This is a genomic window from Rhodococcus sp. LB1, assembly GCF_001583455.1.
Taxonomy (GTDB): domain Bacteria; phylum Actinomycetota; class Actinomycetes; order Mycobacteriales; family Mycobacteriaceae; genus Rhodococcus_F; species Rhodococcus_F opacus.
Genome location: NZ_LTCZ01000349.1, coordinates 1 through 3,925, shown reverse-complemented (window position 1 = coordinate 3,925; position 3,925 = coordinate 1). Strand labels below are relative to the sequence as shown.

Annotated in this window: 4 protein-coding genes; 2 read left to right on the top strand and 2 right to left on the bottom strand. The window is 65.6% G+C overall.

The window, feature by feature from the left end:
* Positions 1 to 143 precede the first annotated feature (143 nt).
* Together AZG88_RS35345 and AZG88_RS35335 are read right to left on the bottom strand one after the other, a co-directional pair.
* Positions 144 to 1,631: a carboxylesterase/lipase family protein gene (locus AZG88_RS35345; RefSeq protein WP_231914301.1), complete on the bottom strand. Its 1,488-nt coding sequence runs from the start codon at positions 1,629 to 1,631 to the stop codon at positions 144 to 146.
* Between the two features lie 511 nt (positions 1,632 to 2,142).
* On the bottom strand, positions 2,143 to 2,904 hold the full coding sequence (locus AZG88_RS35335) for a hypothetical protein (RefSeq protein ID WP_005242072.1): 762 nt from the start codon (positions 2,902 to 2,904) through the stop codon (positions 2,143 to 2,145).
* Between the two features lie 313 nt (positions 2,905 to 3,217).
* Here AZG88_RS35335 and AZG88_RS35330 point away from each other — a divergent pair, with 313 nt between their 5' ends.
* Both AZG88_RS35330 and AZG88_RS35325 read left to right on the top strand, forming a co-directional pair.
* Positions 3,218 to 3,478, top strand: coding sequence for a hypothetical protein (locus AZG88_RS35330; RefSeq protein ID WP_005242069.1), 261 nt, complete (start codon positions 3,218 to 3,220; stop codon positions 3,476 to 3,478).
* Between the two features lie 110 nt (positions 3,479 to 3,588).
* Positions 3,589 to 3,925, top strand: a 337-nt coding sequence (locus AZG88_RS35325) for a DUF3224 domain-containing protein (protein ID WP_061700410.1), incomplete at its 3' end; no start/stop codon positions are given.

The window sequence follows — 3,925 nt, the reverse complement described above, 5'->3', positions numbered from 1 at the left end:
TGGGATCCATCCTCCAATTGTTGTTGTGCCGATGCGATGCTGGGACGGGTGGGTGCAATGAACTGCGTTGCCCGTCAGCACAAGCTGCGCACCTCGTGCGACGGTCCTATATTCGTCAAGCGCCGAAATTGGGAGCGGGTTTCTCATGCTCGCCCGTGCGCGGAGCTGCGGTTTGTGGAGGTGTACGGCAGGTATTCGGCGCCGGTGTCGTCGGGAGCGGTGTCCTCGCAGAGGTGTGGGCTGGCATCGAACCTCATCGCTATTCTGGCGTCGTCGTAGGTGGGCCAGCCGGGATCTCCGTGGGTCGCGAAGTCGAGCCAGGTTTGGTGCATCGCGTGGGTGAGGGCGCCGGGTGCGGCGTCGCCGACGAGGCCGCGGCATGCTTGTGTGGTGTCGAAGACGAAGGGGACGTCGAGGCCGTGTGCGGCGCCGTGCAGTGGTGATCGCCATGCGAATTCGTAGACGTAGGTGGGGCCTGGGTGGCGGCGCGCGGTGCGGCGGCTCGGTGATCGGAACATCAGGTCTGTAAAGGCGGCTGTGAGTGCGTGCGCGGGGGTGACGGCCGGGTCGTGTAGACCGTGTCGTTCGAGGAGCGCTTCGGCATCAGGGTAGGTGGCGGCCAGCTCGGCTACGGCGTCATGCGCGTCGAAGGCGGCGAACTCGTCGGCACCGAAACCGAGGTTGGCTTCCTCGAGTGTTGTGCCGATCAACAGGTCGACGCCCCGCGAGTGTGTGTTCGGGACTCCGACCGGGTCGGGGAGGACGTCGTCACCCGTGGTGGGGAGGAACAGCGCACGACGGTGGCCTGGGTCGACGCCGTTGTCGTCGCGCAGGTCGGGGCGGGGTTCGTTTCTGAGCAGAGCTGCCTGCGCGCGCAACAGGTCGGGGGCAGAGAATGCTCGGAATGCGTCTGTGGTCGGTGAGGTTCCAAGCCGGTCGGCGAGTGCCTTCGTGAGTTCTTCGGCGATGTCGAGCCGGCGGGCCATCTCGTCGTGTCCGCTCTGGACGATCGCTCGCTGGAACAGTCCGGCGGCCAGCGGGGAGTGCAGCAGGAACGCGACCGAGGAGCCGCCGGCCGATTCGCCGAAGACGGTGACGTTGTCCGGGTTCCCGCCGAACCCGGCGATGTTGTCGCGAACCCAGCGCAGTGCTGCGATCTGATCGCGCAATCCAATGTTCGTGATCTCACCGGGCAGTGCGAGGAAGCCCTCCGCCCCGAGTCGGTAGTTGACAGTGACCAGGATGACGCCGTCGCGCGCGAACGAGGTGCCGTCGAAGGCGGGGGCGGCGCCCGAGCCGATCATGAACCCGCCGCCGTGGACGTAGACCATCACCGGAAGCCCGCTCGCGCCGGGGTCGGGTGTCCAGACGTTGAGATTGAGGTAGTCGCCGTCTCCGGTGACCCATCCGGGCCCGATCAGCGGTGCCAGATTCGCATGAGCGGGGTGCAATGGCGGCTGGGGTGCGGTAGCGCCGTAACCGGTGGCGTTCCTGGTCCCTGCCCATCGTTCGGTAGGGCCAGGGGATGCGAATCGGCGTTCGCCCGCTGGAGCTGCCGCGTAGGGGATTCCCAGGAATCGGGTGACCCCGTCGGCGTGGTCACCGGAGAGTCGCCCTGCCTCTGTGTTCACGGTGCGGACGGTCATCAGCGATTCCCTTTCGTATGTGCGCATCACGCTGGATGGTCGGGCCGAGGGGGCCGTGTGAATCGGCAACCACCTCGTCCAAGCGTCTACGCAGATCTCATACTATCTGCCACTGGCGTGGCAGGTGCGGGAGGTAGACGTGTGTCACGGCTACCCGTATCACCGTGCGGTGGTGCGGGTTTGACCGTGTTTCACACCGACGCTCGTGATGCAGGAACATGCGGTTTCGGAGTCACCTCCAACCGCGGTGTCACGGCGGGCAGGCTGCGGCGGACCCGGCGGTGCGGTGGTCTGCTCGGGGTGGGGCTTGTCGTGGCACTTGCGCACCGACGCATGCTCGGCGAGCGGGCCTCGGGCTGAGGTGGTGGTCGGCCGATTTCGATGGTCGGCCAGAATGACGAGTCGGTGGCGACACGCTGTTCTGATCCGGCCGGCAGGATCGTGGAAATGGCGGTATCGGCGTCCGGCGCCGGGCCGGACGCCGATACCGTCCACGTCAGTCCGAAGCCGTGTCGACGGCTCGTCCGAGGTGGCGGGCGAAGAACCGGGCCGAACTGTCGCGCTCGTATTCGGGCACCTGGTTGTGCCTGCCAGGGTGGGCGTGCAGTGTCTTTTCCCTCGAGGCGAAGGCGTCGAACAACGCCACCGCAGAGGTGTGGTCGATTTCGTCCTCGTCCCACGGAATCCGGTACTCGACCGGGACGGTGATCTTCCTTGCCGCCTCGATCAGAGCGTCGTGTACGTAAACCCCACCGAAGCTCACGGCAGCGATCCGGGATTCGACCGCCGTCAGCATCAGCCCGGTCACGACGCCCAAATTCACCCCGCCGTAGCCGATCGGCGCTTCGGCGCCGATCTCGGGCAGCGACTGCAGGGCGTCCAGGGTCGCCTGCCATTCCGGCACCGCACGCTCCGCCAGCGACATGTTGTAGTCGATGACGATCGGGGCGATCGGCTCGATCGCCGCCCGGGCCTGATGGATCGCCTCGGCCCACCGTTGATCCTGAAGGCTTCGCGGCCGGTCGCCATGTCCGGGCGCGTCGATGGCGGCGACGGTGAACCCATAGGTGGTCACGCAGCGGAGTGCACTGGCTACCAGCCCCGGCGCCTTCTTGTGCATGCCGCCGGAGTGCCCCGACAGCAGCAGCGGTGCGCCAAGGGCTCCGGATGTGGGCGACCAGAGCACGCCGGTGATCTCATCCAGAGTGAAATTGCGTTCGATGACACCGTTCGACGATGTCTCAGAGGTGAAGTGCATGGTGTTGCCTTTCGGGATTGCCGTGTTGTCGAGGCGCTCCCGACGACACCTACGTCAATCGCCGAACCGTGAACACGAGTGGGAGCACCCACATGGTTATTGCGTTCATGGGTCTCACCTCCTCGCGTGACGTCACGGTCTCGCGCACGCTATCAACCTGAACCGAACCCCGTCCAACCTATTTCCTGCCCACCGACCCGACCGGTTGTCGACACTGCTCATCTGCCCCGCCGTCTACCGGCACTCGACAAGACGCCCCATAGCCCACCACAGCGCGCCTGACCACAAGCTCGGCGCATGTGAAGATGCGTTCATGCGTACCGAGAATCACGACGAGTCCGCAGGTGGCAGCCGACCGACGGCTGACGACGGGTCGTTCACGCTGACGGTCGATGGCGAGGTCTTCACGGTGACGCTACGTCCAGAGGAACCAGGCGCCTGCGACTGTGACTGGGAATCCGGACCGAACGCTCCATCCGCCCCGCTCCAGCCGAACACGATTGACGAGCATCGGGAGTCGATCCGCGACTTCCTCAGTCAGATCAACCCCGAGACCGGCTACATCGGCGACTGAGACTCCGCCACGAGGCACAGAGGACCTGAGATGACATCGGGCGCCGATCCGCGTGCGGACGCTGCAGTGCCGTCACAGGTTGTCAGTCCGGTCTGGCATTCTTTGTCCTCATGGCTGACACCACGACGCAACGAACAGTCGACGCCGAGTTCGACATCGACAGCTGGGATGAAGTTCCCTATGACGAGCCAGACGAAGGCCCGAAATTGACCAGGGTCGTGATTCGCAAGACCTATCGAGGCGCCCTGGACGGTACCGGGGTCGCGGACGTTCTTACGGCCCAGGGGCCCGAAGGTGCCGGTTACGTTGCCTCGGAACGTATCCACGCGACTCTGGACGGCCGGCGCGGGACGTTCGTGATTCAACATGGCGGTGTGGCCGACGGCGCCGACCAGACAACGTTCGGCACCGTGATCCCGCATTCGGGTACTGCTGAGCTGACCGGAC